Consider the following 17,136-nt stretch of genomic DNA (forward strand, 5'->3'; position numbering starts at 1 on the left):
GGTGAGGCCATGCGGGGGTACGACGGCGTGCTGATGGAGGATCGCCTGCGGGAGTTGGCCGGGCACCTGCGCGGGCCGGCCCGGTTGAAGACCGACCTGCTCACCGAGGCGCGGCACGCGCTGCTGGACGCCGCGGCGGCCTACCGGGAGGGCGGCCTGCCGGCGGTGGAGGCCGAGCGGCGCGCGGTCGCCGAGTTCGGCAGCGCCGCCCAGCTCGTCCCCGGCTACCAGGCCGAGCTGGCGGCCGGGGCGCTGCGCCGGCTGGCGCTGCGGGCGCTGGCGGTGGCGGTGGCGTTGATGGCCGGAGGCGATCTGACCTGGCGAGGCTCCCACTGGCGTGGGGGTCCGCCGCCCGAGGGCTACCAGCTGCTCTCCGCCTCGTTGAACGGCATCTGGGGCCTGGTCGCCGGGCTGGCGCTGGCCGGGCTGCTGCTGGGTTTCCTCGCCGCGCGGTACGGGTCGGCCCGGCTGCCCCGCCTGGGGCGCGCGGTGGGTTTCGGCCTGACCGGCGCGCTGGGCCTCGGTGCGCTCGCCGCCAGCGCCCTGCTGGCCTGGTCGATCGGGCTCTGGCAGGCCGCCCTGACCTGGCCGCCGATGATCGTCGGGACGGTGCTGGTGGGCGTGGGCTGGTTCGCGCTGGCCCGGGCCGCCCGCTGCTGGCTGCTTACCGCCCGGTGACGCCGCCTGCCCGCCGCCGGCGCGGGCGGTGGTCCGGCCGCCCGCGGCGGGCGTCGGACCGGCGAGCGGGACCCGGGCGGCGAGCGGCCGTCCGGGGTCAGGCGGGTGCGGTCGGCGGGTGGTCGGCGCCGAGGAACCGGCCGACGGTCGCGCTGAACTCGCGCCAGCCGGCCCGCTCGCCGGCCAGCGCGCGCCCGCCGGCGTCGGTGAGCTGGTAGGTCCGTCGTTCCCGGCCGTTGACGGTGCTCCAGGAGCTGGCGACGTAACCGGCCCGTTCCAGTCGGCGCAGCGCCGGATAGATGGTGCCCGTGGGCAGGTCCAGCGCCCCGTCGCTGCGCGCCCGGAGCGCCTCGATGATCGCGTACCCGTGAAGTTCGCCCTGCTCCAGCACCGCCAGCAGCAGCGCGTCCAGATGTCCGTGCAGCGCCTGGGCCTTCATGCGTAGCAACGCTACTTGTCCGTCCGCCGGGACGCCACCGGGGTGCGGTCCCGGCCTCATCGGGTCGCCCACTAGGGTATGTGCGCAGAGTCACCCGGCGGCCGAAGGTGTCGCCGGGTGGGCAAACCCGAAAGCACCCGGAGGTCAGCGTGGCCCGCCAGTCGCCCCAACGGCCCGATGCCGACGAGCCCGAGCTCGACGACAGCACCGCGTCGGCCGCAGCAGACGAGGTCGACGTCGACCGCCCGGCGGCCGACCGCGCGCTCTGGGACGAGCTGCGGATCGACCCGGTGGAGATCGCCCTGCCCGCCGGCACCGGCTTCACCCTGCGGGCGTACCGGACCGCGCGGGAGCTGACCCCGACCGACGTCACCGAGCGCGACGAGGACGACCCCTTCCTGGCCCGCCGTCAGGCCGTCGAGGCCGAGGCCGAGGACGGAGAGATGGTGATCCTCGACGAGGAGTTCGCCGCCCTGTCCGCGGAGGAGGACGCCGAGGACGAGCGGCCCGAGGGTCGCCGGCACGGCGCCACCGAGGCGGCGGACGAGGAGGCCGACGAGGACGAGGACGAGGACGCCGCGGGCGACGAGGAAGTGCCCGTCTTCCTCAGCCACCGCGGCCGGCTGCTGCTGTTCAAGACCCCGGAGTCGCTGGTCAGCTTCGTCCGATCCGGTGCGCCCAACGACCTGTCCCAACTGGACAGCTGGAACGAACTGTCCGAACGGGTCGAACCGGCCGACATCGCCCCGCTGGACGAGGACACCTACGAGCTCGACCTGGTGGTGGAGAACCTCCGCGGCGGCCACGACACGTGGGACCCAACGCTGCTGATCGAGGCCGGCGAGGTCGCTCGTGACCTTGCGTACGGCCTGCGGCTACCGGCGGTGCTGGACATGCTCTCCGCGGGCTCCAGCCTCGACGACCTGGACGAGGCCCTGCGGGCCACTGTCAACGGCGGAATCGGTGCTTTCCTCGGGCGGCGGCGCCTGAGGAAAATCGGGGCACAAACCGCAAGTTTGGGTTGGCGCACCATTGTCGGCAAGATCTCTGCTGTCGTGGACTGGCGCGACTGACCCGTAACGGGGACCATCAGTCTCTGGCAGAAGTAACGATCTGTGTCCCGGGAGGAGGACGACGCCGTGGCGCTCGTCCGCGTGTACTGCGGTCTGGCCTCGGCGGATTCAGCCGACCGACCGGCTTCGGCCGGTTCGGCGCTGACGTCCGCTGTGGTCGATGACGCAGGCCGTCTGCTGCATGTCTGCGAGATCAGCGACGACCCGGCGGGCTACGCCCAGCTGGTCGCGCTGCTCGTGGAGCGGTCGGGCGGGCCGAGCGGTGCGGCCATCGCCGCCGACAGCGACGACCACACGGTCACCTCGCTGCTCAGCGCCGCCGGTCGTCCACTGGCGATCGCGGACGACGACCTGGTGGACGACTTCGCCGAGCGGTTCGCCGACGACGACTCCCTGGAGGAGATGCAGTCCCCGCCGGCCGAGCGCCGCGCCGTCGGGCTGGCCCGGGCCCTGCAGGCCGGCGCGCTCTCCGCGGTCACCCTGCCGGCCCCCCGTGACCTGGCGAACTACAAGCAGGTCCTGGCCGCGCACGCCGCCCTGGCCAACGGGCGGCACTCCGCCGCGGTGGCGCTGCGCGAGGTACTCCGGGAGCTCTACCCGGCCGCCCTCCGGGCCTACCCGGACCCGGCCGAGCCGGTCTCGCTGGCGGTGCTCGACGCGCTGCCGGAGCCCGGCATGCTCGGCGGCACCGTCGCCCGGGGCGGGGAGGTCTCGGTCACCGCGGACGCCGTCGCCGCGCACCTCGCCGCCGAGGGCGTCGCGAGCGTCGACCGGATCAACGACGCGGTCACCGCGCTGCGGGTCGCCATCTCCGAGACGCCCCGCCGGGCCACGGTCAACCGGGTGCTCACCTCGGCCGTCGCGGAGACCGTGCGGCAGGCGGTCGCCTCCGTCCGGGCCTGCGACGCCGGCTGCGAGGCTCTGGTCGGCGCCCTCAGCGCCCGGGTCACCACGCCGGCGCCGGTCCCCGGCCGGCGGGCCGCCGCCCGTCGGGGCGAGCAGGTCGGCGAGATTCCCGGCCTGAGCAGCACCGGAACCGGCCTGCGGGCGATCCGGCCCACGGAGCCCGAGCCGGTGGGCCGCCGCAGCCGTCCCGAGCCGCTCACCGGCGGCGTGGCGCCACTACCGCCGCGGCCGCTCGGCCCGCCGCCGGTCGCCCCGGCCCCGGTCGCGCCGCCGCCCGTCGCTCCGGCACCGGTCGCCCCGGCCGCCGCCGGTACGCCGATCTCCGCGCCGCCCTCACGCCACGAACCGGTCCCGCCGATGCCGCACCGGGTGGACGCGCCGACCAACCGTCCGGTCTCCGCGCCGCCCCCACCGCCGCCCGGCATCACCCCGATCGCCCCGGCGCAGCGGGGCAACGTGCCGCCGGCAGAGGCCGGCGAGCCGTTCCGGCCGACGCTGACCACTGCGGCGATCAACAGTGCCCGCGCCGAACGGCATCGGACGATCATCCCGCCGCGCCCCAAGACCACCCCGGAGCTGGCGCCGCCCACCGGCGGCTTCAGCACGACCGACCTGAGCGTCCCGGTGCCGACCCCCCGTCCCGGCCAGGAGTCCGCGCCCCCGGGCTCCCGGGCCAACTGGCCGCTGGTCAACAACGGCGACGATCTCGCCGACGGCTCCGCCGACGCGCCGGCCGCCTACTCGTACGGCGACCGGGGCGGGCGGCAGATCGACGCGCCGACCGATCCGGGCAAGGGTCGGGTCACCCCGCCCTGGCTCGCCGACGACCTGCCCCAGGAGCCCCCGATGCTGCGGCTGGTCGAGCCACCGCAGCTGGCCGACCGGGCGCTGCGGGAGGGCCTGAACCCGCAGACCGACCCCGGTCTGGACGCCCCGCCGCTGCGGCTGGTCGAGCGGGCCGAGGCGGACCGCGCCAGCCGACCCGGTCCCCGTGCCGACCTTCCCGCTCCACCGCTGGAGCGGAGGCCCGCACCACCGCTGGAGCGGCGACCCGCACCACCGCTGGAGCGGAGGCCCGCGCCGAAGGAGCACCGGCCCTCGCCGGTCTCCGACGAGGGCGACGGTGACCTGCTCATCTTCGCCCAGGCGAAGTCCGCCTGGTTCGTCGGTCACACCGAGGAGTCCGAACTGGACTGGGCGGCCACGGCGGACACCGGCTGGCAGGCCGCCGAGCAGGCGGCCCGCCCGGCGGTGGGTGCCGAGACGACAGCGGGTCTGCCGAAACGTGTCCCCCAGGCCAACCTCGTGCCCGGCTCGCCGATGGGCGAGGAGCGTCCACTGCGGATCGTCCGGGACGCGGCCAGCCTCGCCGAGAACACCACCGGTTACTTCCGCGGTTGGCGGCGCGGCCAGGAGATCGGCGGTTTCGCGGTCGGCGGTCGCCCGGGCCGGGAGTCGGCCGGCGGCTGGGACTTCAGCCGCGACACCGGCGACCGGGACGACGACCGGGAGTACGAGTTCCGCTCCGCGGGCTACCGGTCCTGACCGGGCGCCCACCGCCTGCCCCCTGCGTGTTCCTGCCCACACCCAGATAATTCGACGCCGGGTCCGGGCGGCCGGGAGAGCTTCGCCTCCGCCGCCCGACGGGCGGTGGCCGACGAGCCGGACGGCGTGGTGGTCTGGGGCACCGCCCCGGACTCCGGCGTCGCCGCCCGGGCGCTGCGCCGGGCCGGCTACCGGGGCCCGATCTTCTTGGACGCCGGCGCGGTCGCCGAAGAAACCTCGCCTGCGGCAACGCCGCCGCCGTGGAGGGGCGCGTACGCCGTCCGCCCCGCCTGCCTGGGTGGCTCGACGCTCACCAACAACCACCGTCGCGGCGCTCGCCCGCCGGCAGCGTGGACCGTTGACGGCTGCGCGCGTAACTGCAGACCCAAGGTGACCGAGGGCATCGCCGGCGGGTACACCTTCGCGCCGATCCGGCACATCGGCGTGGAGCGGGACTCCCAGGGCACCTGGACGCCGTACGCCTGACGACCGGCGGCCCGATCCCCGGCGGGGGGCGGGCCGCGATCCCCGCCGGACAGCGAGAAACGCCCGGTGACGGCCGAGGCTGTCACCGGGCGCGTTCTGACGCCGGTCAGGCGGGTGCGACCGCCCGCGTGCGACGCATGGTGAGGACGTACTCGACCAGCGAGATCAACACGTGCTTGGTCGACTCGCGGTTCCGCGCGTCGCAGGCCACCACGGGCACGTGGCTGGAGATGGCCAGCGCGTCCCGGACGTCCTGCGGGTCGTGGTACTGCATGCCGTCGAAGCAGTTGATGGCCACCAGGTACGGCAGCCGCCGGTGCTCGAAGAAGTCGATCGCGGCGAAACAGTCGGCCAACCGACGGGTGTCCACCAGCACTACGGCGCCGATGGCACCGCGGACCAACTCGTCCCACATGAACCAGAAACGCGTCTGACCCGGCGTACCGAACAGGTACAGGATCAGATCCCGGTCGATCGATATACGACCGAAGTCCATCGCCACCGTGGTCGTCGTCTTGCCCGGCACCTGCCGGGTGTCGTCGACGCCCACGCCGGCGGAAGTCATGATCGCCTCGGTGGTCAGCGGCGTGATCTCCGAGACCGAGCCGACCAGCGTCGTCTTGCCGACGCCGAATCCACCGGCGATAACGATCTTCGCCGACGTCACGCGCCCGCTCGGGGCCGACGGCCGGTGCGACATGTCAGAGCCTGCGAAGTCCACTCAGCACCCTCTCCAGCAGTTCAGTGCCCACCGCGTCGTCGGAGTCGTCCAAAATGGTCGGCTCGTGGACCGCGACCAGGCCATCCGTCGCCATGTCGGCGATGAGCACCCGGGCCACGCCGAGCGGAAGTTGCAGCCGCGCCGCGATTTCGGCGAGCGACTGCACACGACCGTCACACAGCGCGGCAATGTACTGGTGCTCTCGACCTTGGCCGCCATTACCACTGGCAGCAGTCCGGCCGCGCACCGTCGTCTCGACGAGCGCCTCCAAGGCGATGTCGAGCCGGGGACGGGTACGACCACGGGTCACGGCGTATGGACGGACCAATGCTCCGGTCGGTTCGTCACGATCGACCATGTCGCCGCTCACCTCCTTCGCACCCGGCACCGGCTCTCGCCCGGTGGTTCCCGTCGTTGTTGTTGTGTCGTTCCTGCGGTGCCGACCCGCTGGTCAGCTCGGTCAGCCCATCATTCCGACAGCCGTACGCGGCTGCGGGGTCAATGCGTCGCCCACCCGGTCGACGAGCAGGGCCATCTCGTAGCCGACCTGCCCGACGTCGCAGCTCCGCGCGGCCAGGACCGCGAACGACGAGCCGTCCGAGATGGACATGAGGAACAGGAAGCCGTTGTCCATCTCCACGACGGTCTGCAGGACCGCCCCGCCCTCGAAGCAGCGGGCGGCGCCCTGGGTCAGGCTGACCAGTCCGGACGAGATCGCGGCCAGCTGGTCCGCCCGGTCCCGCGGAAGGTCACGAGACGACGCGAGGAGCAGGCCGTCCGCGGAGACGGCGACCGCGTGCGCGACACCGGGCACCCGGTCGGCGAAGTTGGCCAACAGCCATCCGAGATCCTGCGTAGTAGTCATCCTTGTTGCTCCTTCTGCCCGCTCCCGGCCACCGGGCCTGAGCCAGACTGCGAGGACTGCTGCCCGCCCGGGGTCGCCGCCGGGCCGGTCGAGTTGCTGTCGGTCGGGTTGGTACGCCCCCGCTGCACGCCCCGATGGTAGGCCGAGAGCAGGCCCCGTACGCCTTCCGGCGTCCGGCGCTGCACCGAGGCCGACGGCTTGTCCAGGCCGCCCGGGACCAGCTGCGCCATCGGCGTCCGCTTGGGCAGCCCCTTCTGGGTGGTCTCCTCCACCGGCACCTCGGTGGCCGCCGAGGCGGCCCGCCAGCCGTCGTCGGCCGCGGTCTGCCAGCCACCGGCTGGCGGCTGCTGCGGTCGACGGGTCGGCAGCGCCTCGGCGGGACCGGGGCGGGCACCACCGTTCGTGGCCGTGCCGGTGTCGCGCGGCGCTCCACCGGCCGTCGGAGTGTGTGCCATCGGTGCGCTACCTGTCGTCCCGGGTGGTGTCTGCTGGACGGCCCGACCGACGACGTCCACCTTGGCGAACTGCTGGGTCGCGGCGCCGTTCGCCGGGGCGGCCGGAGCGGCGGCGGCGGCGGCCTCCTCCGGCCCGGGCCGGCGGGTGCGGAACCACGCCGACTCGAGCTCCCGGAAGATCGGCAGCTCCATCGTCTCGTCCGCGTACCGCTGGCGGTTCCCGGCCTGCTGCGGAGTCGGCGGCCGGTTCGCGACCGGCGGCCGGTTGACGGCCGGCGGCCGGTTGACTGCGGGCGGCATGGCGGCCGGCGGAGCGGCCTCCGGGCGCGGCACCCGGGGCAGCTCGGTCGTCATGTCCAGGGCGGCCGCGAGCCGCTCCGGCACCGGCGGGGTGGCCGCGTCCCGGTCGGGCGCGGCAACCGGCGGCCAGACCGGCGGCGCGGCGGCGCTCGGCGCGGGGGCCGGCGGAGCCTGCGGCGACCACTGGCCCATGGGCGACGCGGAGACGGGCCGACCCGGCGCGGGCGCCGCCGACACCGGCTGGCCGGAGACCGGCTGGCCGGACACCGGATAACCGGACACCGGGGACGCCGACACCGGCACGCCGGAGACCGGCGGCAGCGGCGGGGCGGAGACCGGCGGCGGGTTGTACGGACGCGTCTCCGGGCTGCTGGGCAGCTGCCGCGGGATCGCCGGCTGCGTACCGGTGCCGGCGGGGTCGCCGTCACCGCCGTTGCGTCGCTGGGGCAGCGGGTCGATCGGCTGGCCGTTGGAGTTCCGTGGCGTGTACGAGTCTCCGCCGTTGGTCCCGCTGGCGCCGGTGAGGTCCGACCAGGCGGGAATCGAGGGCATTCCCCCGGCCGGGGCCGGGGCGCCGGAGCCGTTGCGCGGGGCCGGGTCGAACGGGCGACCGCCGAGGGTCACCTGGTTGCCCGACTCGCCGGGGCGCGGGGCCGGCGGCGTGTTCGGGGCGTGGCCCAGAGCCGCCAGGGCGCCGAGGGTGGGAGCCGGGCCGACCGCCTGGGGACCGCCGAAGGCCGGCGCCGGGCCGGTCGCCGCGGGGAGCGCCGGGGGCTGCTGCCCCCGCCCGGAGAGGGCGCGCGGCACCAGGACGGAGGAGGGCAGCGTGACGTCGGCGAGGGTGCCCCGGTCGGCGCCGGGCCGTAGCTCGACCTTGACGCCGTGCCGGGACGCCAGCCGGGCGACCACGACCAGACCCATCATCCGGGATACGGCCACGTCCACCTGCGGCGGCGTCGCGAGCCGCTCGTTGAGGTCACGCAGCTGCTCGCCGCTGATGCCGATGCCCCGGTCCTCGACGTACAGCGAGGCGCGGTCGCCCACCCGCCGGGCCTCCACCATGACCTGCGAGTCCGGCGGGGAGAAGGCGGTGGCGTTGTCGAACAGCTCGGCGACCAGGTGCACCAGGTCGTTGACCGCGTGCGCGGCGACCTCGATGTCCCGGTCGATCACGCCGAACTCGATCCGGGTGTAGTGCTCCACCTCGGACTGCGCGGCGCGAAACACATCGATCAGGGCGGCCGGCTCCCGCTGCACACGGGTCGAGTCGGCACCGGCGAGGACCAGCAGGTTCTCGTCGTTGCGGCGCATCCGGGTGGCGAGGTGGTCGAGCTGGAACAGCTCGGCCAGCCGGTCCGGGTCCTCCTCGCCGCGCTCCAGCCGGTCCAGGTGACCGATCAGCCGGTCGACCAGGATCTGCGAACGGCGGGCCAGGTTGACGAACATCGTCGCGACGGAGGCGCGCAGCGCGGCCTGCTCGGCGGCGGTCCGGACCGCCTCCAGGTGGACGGCGTTGAACGCCTCGGTCACCTGGCCGAACTCGTCCCTGCTCCGGACGGGCAGCGGCTCGGCGATCTGGTTGGCCAGTTGCACCGGGGAGAGCTGGCCGACGACCTGCGGGTCGCGCAGCCGGGCCACCGCCTGCGGCAGGCCGTACTGGGCCACCGAGAGGGCGCCCTGCCGCAGGTCGCGCAGCGACCGGGCCATCGAGCGGGCGACCAGGTACGCGAAGAGGATCGCCAGCAGCAGCACGCTCAGCAGCAGGCCGGTCTCCAGGAAGACCTGGCGCTGCACGTCCGAGCGGAGGCCGTCGGCCTGCTTGACCACCTCGCCGTCGAGCTTCGACTCGACGGTACGGATCAGCTTGGCGTTGTCGACCATCGCGGTGTCCCACTGGTCAGGCAGGAAGGAGATGGTCGACAGGTCCCCGGTCTCGTTGCCGCTGATCTGGCCCTGGTAGGAGAGCACCTCGCGCAGGTCGGCCCCGGCGACGGTCTGCTGGTAGAACTCGGCCTCGGACCGATTGGCGATGGCGGTGAAGGACTCCAGCGCCTGCTGCTCGGCGGTGACGCTGCTGATGTAGTCCTTGCGCAGGGTCGGGCTGAGCTTGTGGAGGATAAGTGCGCGGTGCACGACCACCCGGCGCTGGGAGACGAACTCCTTGTTGTGGGCGATGGCGGCGGCGGCGCGCATCCGGTCGCTCAGGTCGCTGTCGCCAGCGAGCTGGGAGCTCGAGTCGCGGATCGCCAGCAGGTCGCTGATCAGGCCGTCGTACGCCTGGTTCGCTTGAGTGAGCGTGAACTTGCCGTTGAAGACCTGACTGCGGGTGCCGGGCAGTTCTTCGAGCTTCTGGTCGATCCCGTCGAGGAGGTTCTGCAGCGTGGCGGGCAGGCCGTTCAGCTGGCCGCGCTGCTGCGAGTACCGGTCCTTGACCTGGTCGACGTCCTCGTTCACCTGCTGGTACGCGTCGGGCCGCTTCTTGTCCCCCTTGTCGGCGCTCAGCAGCAGCACGGCGGCGGTCCGCTCGTCCTGCAGCCTGTCGACCAGGTCACCGGAGTAGCTGACCAGGGTGGCCAGGTCTCCGGTTCGGTTGGCATTGTTGAGCGTCCCCAGGTGGTCCACCAGACCAGTGGCGCCGACCACGACCGTGGCGATGGTCGGCACGATCATGATCAGACCGAGCTTGGACCAGATCGGCATGTCGCGGAGCCGGCTGGCCGGCCGGCGCAGACGCGACAGGAAGGAGCCCGCCGTCTGTGGCCGTTTGCTCACGTCACCGCCCTCGCATCACAAGTCCGCGCGTCGCCCTAGAGCAACGCGGAGCGACCGACCCGGCGGGTCGGACCTCCGAGATTCCATCACGCCGCCCCGCAAAGAGAAAGCCCAGGTTCTCCCTCGCCGGAGGTGTGATGAGATGTTGATGCAATTTGATAGCAATCCGTCCGTCCGGAGTCGCTCAAAGTAATGGAAAATCGTCACCGCGTCGTCCTGCTTGCCGGCCCTTCCGGTTCCGGAAAGTCGTATATTGCGCATCGAACCGGACTTCCTGTCCTCTGCCTGGACGACTTCTACAAGGACGGCGATGACCCTACGTTGCCGCATCGGAACGGACAGGTGGACTGGGAGTCACCCAGTTCCTGGGACGCCGAGACGGCAGTGGAAACAATTGCCCGACTTGCCCGGTACGGCAAGGCCGAAGTGCCGGTTTATGCGATCGGCGCGGACCGTCGGGTGACCACCCGGCCATTCGATGTCGCCGGATCGCCACTTTTCGTCGCCGAAGGGATCTTCGCCGCCGAGATCGTCGAGGAGTGCCGACGCCGCGGCCTTCTGGCCGGGGCGTACGCGCTGCGCCGGCCGCGCGGGGCGACCTTCCTCCGCCGGCTCGCCCGCGACCTGGCCGAGCAGCGCAAGGCGCCCCGGGTGGTGCTGAGCCGCGGGGTGGCCCTGCTCCGCGCCGAGCCGGCGGTGCTGCGCCGGCAGACCGGGCTGGGCGCGGAGGCGGCCCGGGCCCGGGATGTGCTGCACCGGGTGGCCGCGCTGCTCGCCGGCCACCCGCACCAGCACTGATCAGCCGACCAGCTTCGCGTATGCCGGCTTGATCACCTCGTCGATGATCCTCAGCCGCTCGTCGAACGGGATGAAGGCGCTCTTCATCGCGTTGATGGTGAACCACTGGAGTTCCTTCCAGCCGTAGCCGAAGGCCTCCACCAGCAGCGCCATCTCCCGCGACATCGACGTCCCGCTCATCAGCCGGTTGTCGGTGTTGACCGTTGCCCGGAAGCGCAGGTCCCGCAGCAACCCGATCGGGTGCTCCACGATCGAGGGGGCCGCGCCGGTCTGCACGTTCGACGACGGGCACAGCTCCAGCGGGATCCGCTTGTCCCGCACGTACGCGGCCAGCCGGCCGAGCACCGGCTCCGGGCCCGGGGTGATGTCGTCGACGATCCGCACCCCGTGGCCGAGCCGGTCGGCGCCGCACCACTGGATCGCCTGCCAGATCGACGGCAGCCCGAACGCCTCACCGGCGTGGATCGTGAAGTGGAAGTTCTCCCGCTGGAGGTACTCGAAGGCGTCCAGGTGCCGGGTGGGCGGGAAGCCCGCCTCCGCGCCGGCGATGTCGAAGCCGACCACGCCGGCGTCCCGGTGCCGGACGGCCAGCTCGGCGATCTCCTGCGAGCGGGCCGCGTGCCGCATCGCGGTGAGCAGGGTGCCGACCCGGATCGGCGTGCCCGCCTCGGCGGCCTGCGCGCTTCCCTCCACGAACCCGGCGACGACCGCCTCGACCACGTCGTCCAGGGTCAGGTTCTGTTCGAGGTGCTGCTCCGGGGCGAACCGGACCTCGGCGTAGACCACCCCGTCGGCGGCCAGGTCGAGCGCGCACTCCCGGGCGACCCGGCGCAGCGCCGACGCGGTCTGCATCACCGCCACGGTGTGCGCGAAGGTCTCCAGGTAGCGCTCCAACGAGCCCGAGTTGGCCGCCTCGACGAACCAGCGACCCAGCGCATCCGGTTCGGTGGCGGGCAGCTCGTGGCCGACCTCGGCGGCCAGCTCGACGATCGTCGCGGGCCGCAGACCGCCGTCCAGGTGATCGTGCAGCAGCGCCTTGGGGACCTTGACGATGTCCTCGTACCGGATTGCGACCATGCTCAGACATTAGTCACCGCTGGCTGTGGGGCGGGACGGGACCGGGGCGGGCGGGTCAGGGGCGCCAGCCGTACACCCGCTCGACCGCGAGGCGGATCACCAGGCGACCGTCGGCCGCCATCGCCGCCCGGTACTCCGCCCAGTCGGGGTGCTCGCCGCGGATCCGCCGGTAGACCTCCACCAGCTCGTCGACGGTGGCGTCGTCGACGGCCGCGGCGGGCGGGGTGAGGGTCACCGTGCCCTCGGCCACCGCGTACGCCCCGCCGTCGGCGGTCGTCACGTGGAAGCTGGCCCGGGGGTCGCGGCGCAGGTTGCGGACCTTCGCCCGGTCGCCGGTGGTGGAGCAGCGGATCAGCCCGGGCTCGGCGAGGTAGTCGACGTTCGACAGCTGCGGCCGGCCGTCCCGGCGCAGGGTGACCACCACCCCGCGCCCCCGCTCGCCGAAGAGCTCCCACAGCCGGGCGCTCACGCCGCCACCCGCAGCGGCGCGAGGGCGGCGTCCGCGCGGACCATCAGTGCCACGCTGGCGCCGGAGAGGACCAGCCCGAGCAGCGGGCGGATCAGCCGTACGGGCGATCTTGTCGACATGTCACCGAACTTAGGGCGGTTTCGATGACATGTCAACAACTGGGTTAGGATCGTCGGCATGGACGCCCCACGCTGGTTGGACGAGCGGGAGGAGCGGGCCTGGCGCGGCTACCGCCGGATGCGTCGCCTGCTCGACCTGGAACTGGCCCGCGAGCTGGTGCAGGACGCCGGGCTCTCCGAGCCGGACTACGACGTCCTCTCCGACCTCTCCGAGACGCCCGACCAGCGGCTGCGCCTCAGCGAACTGGCCGACCGGATGCTCTGGTCCCGCAGCCGGCTCTCCCACCACCTGACCCGGATGCAGCAGCGCGGCCTGGTCACCCGCGAGGAGTGCGCGTCCGACGGCCGCGGCTCGGTGGTCGCGCTGACCCCCGCCGGGCGGCAGGCCATCGAGGCCGCCGCCCCCGGGCACGTGGCCGCCGTCCGCCGGCACCTGGTCGACCTGCTCACCCCCGAGGAGGTCGAGGCGCTCGGCGCGCTGACCCACCGGGTGGTCGAACACCTCACCGCGCCCGCCGGTGACGACCAGGGCCGTCGCGTCGCCCCGACCTCCGCCGGCCCGGAGGCCTGACATGGACGCCCGCATCCTCGACCGGCTGCGCTGCCCGGTCTGCGGCGATCCCCTGGCCGAGGTCACCGCGGGTACCGCCCGCGCGCTGCGCTGCCCGCGCCGGCACAGCTTCGACCTCGCCCGCCAGGGGTCCGTCAACCTGCGCGCCGGCCGCGCCCCGCACGCCGGGGACAGCGCCGAGATGGTCGCCGCCCGCGCCGACTTCCTCGCCGCCGGCCCCTACGACACCATCGCCGCCGCCCTCGCCACGACCGCCGGCGAGATCGTGTCCGGCTGGTCGCCGTCCGCGCCGGAGGTGGTTCCCGCAGTAACACCCGCGCCGGCCGCGGGCCGGGGCCCGGCGGACGGTGGCGGCACCCCGTACCCGCTGGTGGTGGATGCCGGCGCCGGGACCGGCCGCTACCTCGCGGCGGTGCTGGCGGCGCTGCCCGACGCCGTCGGTCTGGCTCTGGACGTCTCCAAGCCGGCGCTGCGCCGCGCGGCCCGGGCCCACCCGCGCGCGGTCGCGGCGCTCGCCGACACGTGGCAACGGCTGCCACTGGCCGACGCCTCCACCACCGTGCTGCTGAACGTCTTCGCCCCACGCAACGGCGCGGAGTTCCACCGGGTGCTCGACCCGGCGGGCGCGCTGCTGGTGGTCACCCCGGCCGAGGACCACCTGGTCGAACTGGTCGACGCCCTGGACCTGCTCAGGGTGGACCCGGCCAAGGCCGACCGGGTCGCCGGCAGCCTGGCCGGACACTTCACGCAGGAGTCGAGCAGCGAGCGCCGGACCCGGCTCGCCCTCACCCGGACGGAGGTGGCCACCCTGGTCGGGATGGGCCCGAGCGCCTGGCACACCGACCCGGCCCGGCTCGCCGACCGGATCGCCGCCCTGCCCGAGCCGATCCCGGTGACGGTCGCGGTCCGGCTGGGCGTGCACCGGCCACGCTGACCCGGTCAGGTGGAGAGGTCGACCTCTTCCCAGCCGGGCGGCTCGTCGTGGTACGGGCCGCGGAGGATCACCGCCCACTCCAGCGCCCAGCGGCGCTGCCCGATCGCGTTCGCGTCCACCAGCCCGGGCGGCCGCCGGCCGGCCCGCTCCGTCTCCAGGTACGCCCAGTCCAGGCAGTAGTGCAGATCGAGCAGGGCCGCCGCGTCGGCGGGGTGCTGCGGGGCGGCCAGGATCCGCGACCGCCACCCGGCGAACGTCTCCCCCCCGGCGACGTGCGGCATCCGCTCCACCAGCCGCTCGTCCACCGGCACCGTCGGGTCGAGCTGCTTGGTCAGCCCGAGCACCCAGCACAGCGAGAAGAGCGCGTCGTGGTGCAGCACGAACGACCGGTGGTCGCCCTTGCCGCCCATCACGAACTGCCACTCCGGCGGCGTCACCATGTCCACCAGGTGCGAGCCCAGCAGCCAGCTCATCGCCGCCTGCGGGGGCATCCCGAAGCACCGGGCGAGGATCACATGCAGCACCGCGATCCGGGCCTCGATCTCGACGGTGGGTCGCAGCTCGATCTCGTCGCCCGGCTCCCACACCAGCGGGAACTGGGACGGCGGAAGGGGCAGGCCCAGCCGGGACAGCTCGTCGAGGCTCGCCTCACGGACGGCCCGGGGATCGGGGGCGGATACGCGCACGGCTCAGGTCCCTGTCTGCTCGCAACGGCTCATCGCCGGTCTGTCCCCCCTGGGCAGGGAGGATAGCGGCTCCGGGTGGCCGGCACCACGGCACCTCCCGACCGGAATTGATCAGCCGATGCGCTCGATCACCAACGGCGCCGCCGTCGGCGCGTCCGGCGCGATCCGCACCGCCCGCTCCGCCTCGGCGAGCGCCGCCGGGATCCGCTCCGCGTGCTCGGCGCGCAGCTCGTAGAGCGGGTCACCGGCGCGCACCGGGTCGCCGGGACGCTTGTGCAGCACCACCCCGGCCGGGATGCTCACCGGGTCCTCCTTGCGGGCCCGCCCGGCGCCGAGCCGCCACGCGGCCACCCCGATGGCGTACGCGTCGACGGCAGCTACGAAGCCGTCCTCGGTGGCGTGGACCACCTCGATCTCGTTGGCCGTGGGCAGCGGCGCATCCGGGTCGCCACCCTGCGCCCGGATCATCGCCCGCCAGGCGTCCATCGCCCGGCCGTCGCGCAGCGCCGCCGCCGGATCGGCGTCCGGCAGGCCGGCCGCGGTCAGCATCTCCCGGGCCAGGGCCAGGGTCAGCTCCACCACGTCGGCCGGGCCACCGCCGGCCAGCACCTCGACCGACTCGGTCACCTCCAGCGCGTTGCCGACGGTCAGGCCGAGCGGGGTGGACATGTCGGTGAGCAGGGCGACCGTCTTCACCCCGTGCGCGCCGCCCAGCTCGACCATGGTCCGGGCCAGCTCGCGGGCGTCGCCCACGGACTTCATGAACGCGCCGGAGCCGACCTTCACGTCGAGCACCAGGGCGCCCGTGCCCTCGGCGATCTTCTTGCTCATGATCGAGCTGGCGATCAGCGGGATGGCCTCGACGGTGGCGGTGACGTCGCGCAACGCGTACAGCTTGCGGTCCGCCGGGGCCAGTCCATCACCGGCCGCGCAGATCACCGCGCCGACGTCGCGGAGCTGGTCGATGAACTCGTCGTTGCTCAGCGCGGCCCGCCAGCCGGGGATCGACTCCAGCTTGTCGAGGGTGCCGCCGGTGTGGCCCAGCCCGCGCCCGCTCAGCTGCGGCACCGCGCCGCCGCAGGCGGCGACGAGCGGGGTGAGCGGCAGGGTGATCTTGTCGCCGACGCCGCCGGTGGAGTGCTTGTCCACGGTCGGCCGGGACACCGACGACAGGTCCAACCGTTCCCCGCTGGCGATCATTGCGGCGGTCCACCGGGCGATCTCCGGCGCGGTCATGCCGCGCAGCAGGATCGCCATGGCCAGCGCCGACATCTGCTCGTCGGCCACCAGCCCCTTGGTGTACGCGTCGACCACCCAGTCGATCTGGCCGTCGCTCAGCACGCCCCCGTCCCGCTTGGCCCGGATGACGTCAACCGCCCTAAAAGCACTCACCTTTGAGTTCCTTCTCAAGTCGTTGCGATACCGACCCACGGACCGCGACCACCGAGGGCTGGGGCCGACCGTGACCGGCGGAGGGATCAAGCCTGACCGCCCGGAGCCGGGCACGGTCGGCCCCAGCCCCCAAGCTCAGCCACCCCAGCGATCAGGTATCTCCATCGGCGGCTCACCCTCGCCCGCCCAGAAGATGGCGCCGGCCGCGTCGACCACCACCACCCGGGGCGTACGGGCCAGCCCCCAGGCGATCGCCTCCGCCGGGTCGTCCCAGGTCGGGCCCTCCTCCAGCACGCCGGTCTGGGCGCCCTCGGTGTCCCCGGCGGACCGCTCCCAGTACCCCGTCCAGACCTGCTGCCCGGCGGAGAGGTCCGGGTGGACGAAGACGGTGCCCCGCCCCCGCCAGGCGGCCAGCCGCTCCGGCACCACCGGCACCGGGGTCTCGCCGACGACGGCCTCCAGGTCCTCCACGCCGAAGGCGTGCGGCAGCAGCTCGGCCATCCGCAGCGGCCGGCCCTTCGTCTCGACCAGGCACTCCGGGCCACCGTTCTCCCAGAGCAACTGCCGGCACCGGCCGCAGGGCATCAGCGGCTCACCGTTGGCGTCGACGCAGGACATGGCGACCAGCCGGCCACCGCCGGTGGCGTGCAGCGAGGTGACCACCCCGCACTCGGCGCAGAGGGTGACGCCGTACGCGGCGTTCTCCACGTTGCAGCCGACCACCACCCGGCCGTCGTCGACCAGGGCGGCCGCCCCGACCGGGAACTTCGAGTACGGCGCGTACGCGTGCCGCATCGCCTCAGTGGCCGCGGCCCGCAGTCGCTCCCAGTCGATCTCCACGTGCTTACCC

General features: G+C 73.8%; 17 protein-coding genes and 2 pseudogenes. 8 read left to right on the forward strand and 11 right to left on the reverse strand.

Annotated features, from left to right (window positions below; translation table 11 throughout):
* The first annotated feature begins 9 nt into the window (after positions 1–9).
* Positions 10–678 (forward strand): permease prefix domain 1-containing protein, encoded by a 669-nt coding sequence (locus tag SLP03_RS03505; protein ID WP_319459034.1) that lies wholly within the window; start codon positions 10–12, stop codon positions 676–678.
* A 97-nt stretch (positions 679–775) separates the two neighbouring features.
* On the opposite strand, the gene SLP03_RS03510 is transcribed toward SLP03_RS03505, so the two are convergent.
* Positions 776–1,117, reverse strand: coding sequence for a PadR family transcriptional regulator (locus SLP03_RS03510; protein ID WP_319459035.1), 342 nt, complete (start codon positions 1,115–1,117; stop codon positions 776–778).
* 149 nt (positions 1,118–1,266) lie between these two features.
* Here SLP03_RS03510 and SLP03_RS03515 point away from each other — a divergent pair, with 149 nt between their 5' ends.
* From SLP03_RS03515 to SLP03_RS03525, 3 genes are all read left to right on the forward strand, one after another.
* Complete coding sequence (locus SLP03_RS03515; protein ID WP_319459036.1) at positions 1,267–2,190, forward strand: DNA primase; 924 nt, start codon at positions 1,267–1,269, stop codon at positions 2,188–2,190.
* Positions 2,191–2,232: 42 nt separating this feature from the next.
* On the forward strand, positions 2,233–4,641 hold the full coding sequence (locus SLP03_RS03520; protein ID WP_319459037.1) for a transposase: 2,409 nt from the start codon (positions 2,233–2,235) through the stop codon (positions 4,639–4,641).
* 105 nt (positions 4,642–4,746) lie between these two features.
* Positions 4,747–5,127 (forward strand): hypothetical protein, encoded by a 381-nt coding sequence (locus SLP03_RS03525; protein ID WP_319459038.1) that lies wholly within the window; start codon positions 4,747–4,749, stop codon positions 5,125–5,127.
* A 106-nt stretch (positions 5,128–5,233) separates the two neighbouring features.
* Here the strand turns inward: SLP03_RS03525 and SLP03_RS03530 are convergent, their stop codons facing one another.
* From SLP03_RS03530 to SLP03_RS03545, 4 genes are all read right to left on the reverse strand, one after another.
* Positions 5,234–5,827 (reverse strand): ATP/GTP-binding protein, encoded by a 594-nt coding sequence (locus tag SLP03_RS03530; RefSeq protein WP_319459039.1) that lies wholly within the window; start codon positions 5,825–5,827, stop codon positions 5,234–5,236.
* Position 5,828: 1 nt separating this feature from the next.
* The gene (locus SLP03_RS03535) at positions 5,829–6,206 is read right to left on the reverse strand and encodes a DUF742 domain-containing protein (RefSeq protein ID WP_319459133.1); all 378 of its coding nucleotides are present in this window, start codon (positions 6,204–6,206) and stop codon (positions 5,829–5,831) included.
* Between the two features lie 102 nt (positions 6,207–6,308).
* Positions 6,309–6,713 carry a roadblock/LC7 domain-containing protein gene (locus tag SLP03_RS03540; RefSeq protein ID WP_089011242.1) on the reverse strand — a complete coding sequence of 135 codons (405 nt, stop codon included), beginning with the start codon at positions 6,711–6,713 and terminating at the stop codon, positions 6,309–6,311.
* Positions 6,710–10,240: a nitrate- and nitrite sensing domain-containing protein gene (locus SLP03_RS03545; protein ID WP_319459040.1), complete on the reverse strand. Its 3,531-nt coding sequence runs from the start codon at positions 10,238–10,240 to the stop codon at positions 6,710–6,712. The genes SLP03_RS03540 and SLP03_RS03545 overlap by 4 nt, the downstream gene beginning before the upstream one ends.
* Before the next feature lie 342 nt (positions 10,241–10,582).
* Here SLP03_RS03545 and SLP03_RS03550 point away from each other — a divergent pair, with 342 nt between their 5' ends.
* Positions 10,583–11,038, forward strand: a complete 456-nt coding sequence (locus tag SLP03_RS03550; protein WP_319459041.1) for an ATP-binding protein — start codon at positions 10,583–10,585, stop codon at positions 11,036–11,038.
* On the opposite strand, the gene SLP03_RS03555 is transcribed toward SLP03_RS03550, so the two are convergent.
* From SLP03_RS03555 to SLP03_RS03565, 3 genes are read right to left on the reverse strand one after another with little or no spacing between them, the layout of a single operon-like run.
* A complete protein-coding gene (locus SLP03_RS03555; protein ID WP_319459042.1) occupies positions 11,039–12,115 on the reverse strand; it encodes an adenosine deaminase in 1,077 nt (358 codons plus the stop codon).
* A 55-nt stretch (positions 12,116–12,170) separates the two neighbouring features.
* On the reverse strand, positions 12,171–12,584 hold the full coding sequence (locus SLP03_RS03560; RefSeq protein WP_319459043.1) for a PPOX class F420-dependent oxidoreductase: 414 nt from the start codon (positions 12,582–12,584) through the stop codon (positions 12,171–12,173).
* Positions 12,581–12,703, reverse strand: a complete 123-nt coding sequence (locus SLP03_RS03565) for a hypothetical protein (protein WP_319459044.1) — start codon at positions 12,701–12,703, stop codon at positions 12,581–12,583. The genes SLP03_RS03560 and SLP03_RS03565 overlap by 4 nt, the downstream gene beginning before the upstream one ends.
* A 58-nt stretch (positions 12,704–12,761) precedes the next feature.
* On the opposite strand from SLP03_RS03565, the gene SLP03_RS03570 reads away from it, so the two are divergent.
* The 3 genes and pseudogenes from SLP03_RS03570 to SLP03_RS31510 form a co-directional block, all read left to right on the forward strand.
* Positions 12,762–13,274 carry a MarR family winged helix-turn-helix transcriptional regulator gene (locus tag SLP03_RS03570; RefSeq protein WP_319459045.1) on the forward strand — a complete coding sequence of 171 codons (513 nt, stop codon included), beginning with the start codon at positions 12,762–12,764 and terminating at the stop codon, positions 13,272–13,274.
* A gap of 1 nt (position 13,275) precedes the next feature.
* Positions 13,276–13,531 (forward strand): annotated as a pseudogene (locus SLP03_RS31505) (putative RNA methyltransferase); the annotation flags it as partial.
* Between the two features lie 104 nt (positions 13,532–13,635).
* A pseudogene (locus SLP03_RS31510) lies at positions 13,636–14,208 on the forward strand (methyltransferase domain-containing protein); the annotation flags it as partial.
* Between the two features lie 5 nt (positions 14,209–14,213).
* Here SLP03_RS31510 and SLP03_RS03580 read toward each other — a convergent pair.
* The 3 genes from SLP03_RS03580 to SLP03_RS03590 form a co-directional block, all read right to left on the reverse strand.
* On the reverse strand, positions 14,214–14,894 hold the full coding sequence (locus SLP03_RS03580) for a DUF4272 domain-containing protein (protein WP_319459047.1): 681 nt from the start codon (positions 14,892–14,894) through the stop codon (positions 14,214–14,216).
* Between the two features lie 111 nt (positions 14,895–15,005).
* Positions 15,006–16,286, reverse strand: a complete 1,281-nt coding sequence (locus SLP03_RS03585) for a thymidine phosphorylase (protein WP_319459048.1) — start codon at positions 16,284–16,286, stop codon at positions 15,006–15,008.
* A gap of 135 nt (positions 16,287–16,421) precedes the next feature.
* Positions 16,422–17,126, reverse strand: coding sequence for a cytidine deaminase (locus SLP03_RS03590; protein WP_319459049.1), 705 nt, complete (start codon positions 17,124–17,126; stop codon positions 16,422–16,424).
* Positions 17,127–17,136 lie beyond the last annotated feature (10 nt).

Origin of the sequence: Micromonospora sp. RTP1Z1 (assembly GCF_033804685.1) — a bacterium.
GTDB lineage: Bacteria > Actinomycetota > Actinomycetes > Mycobacteriales > Micromonosporaceae > Micromonospora.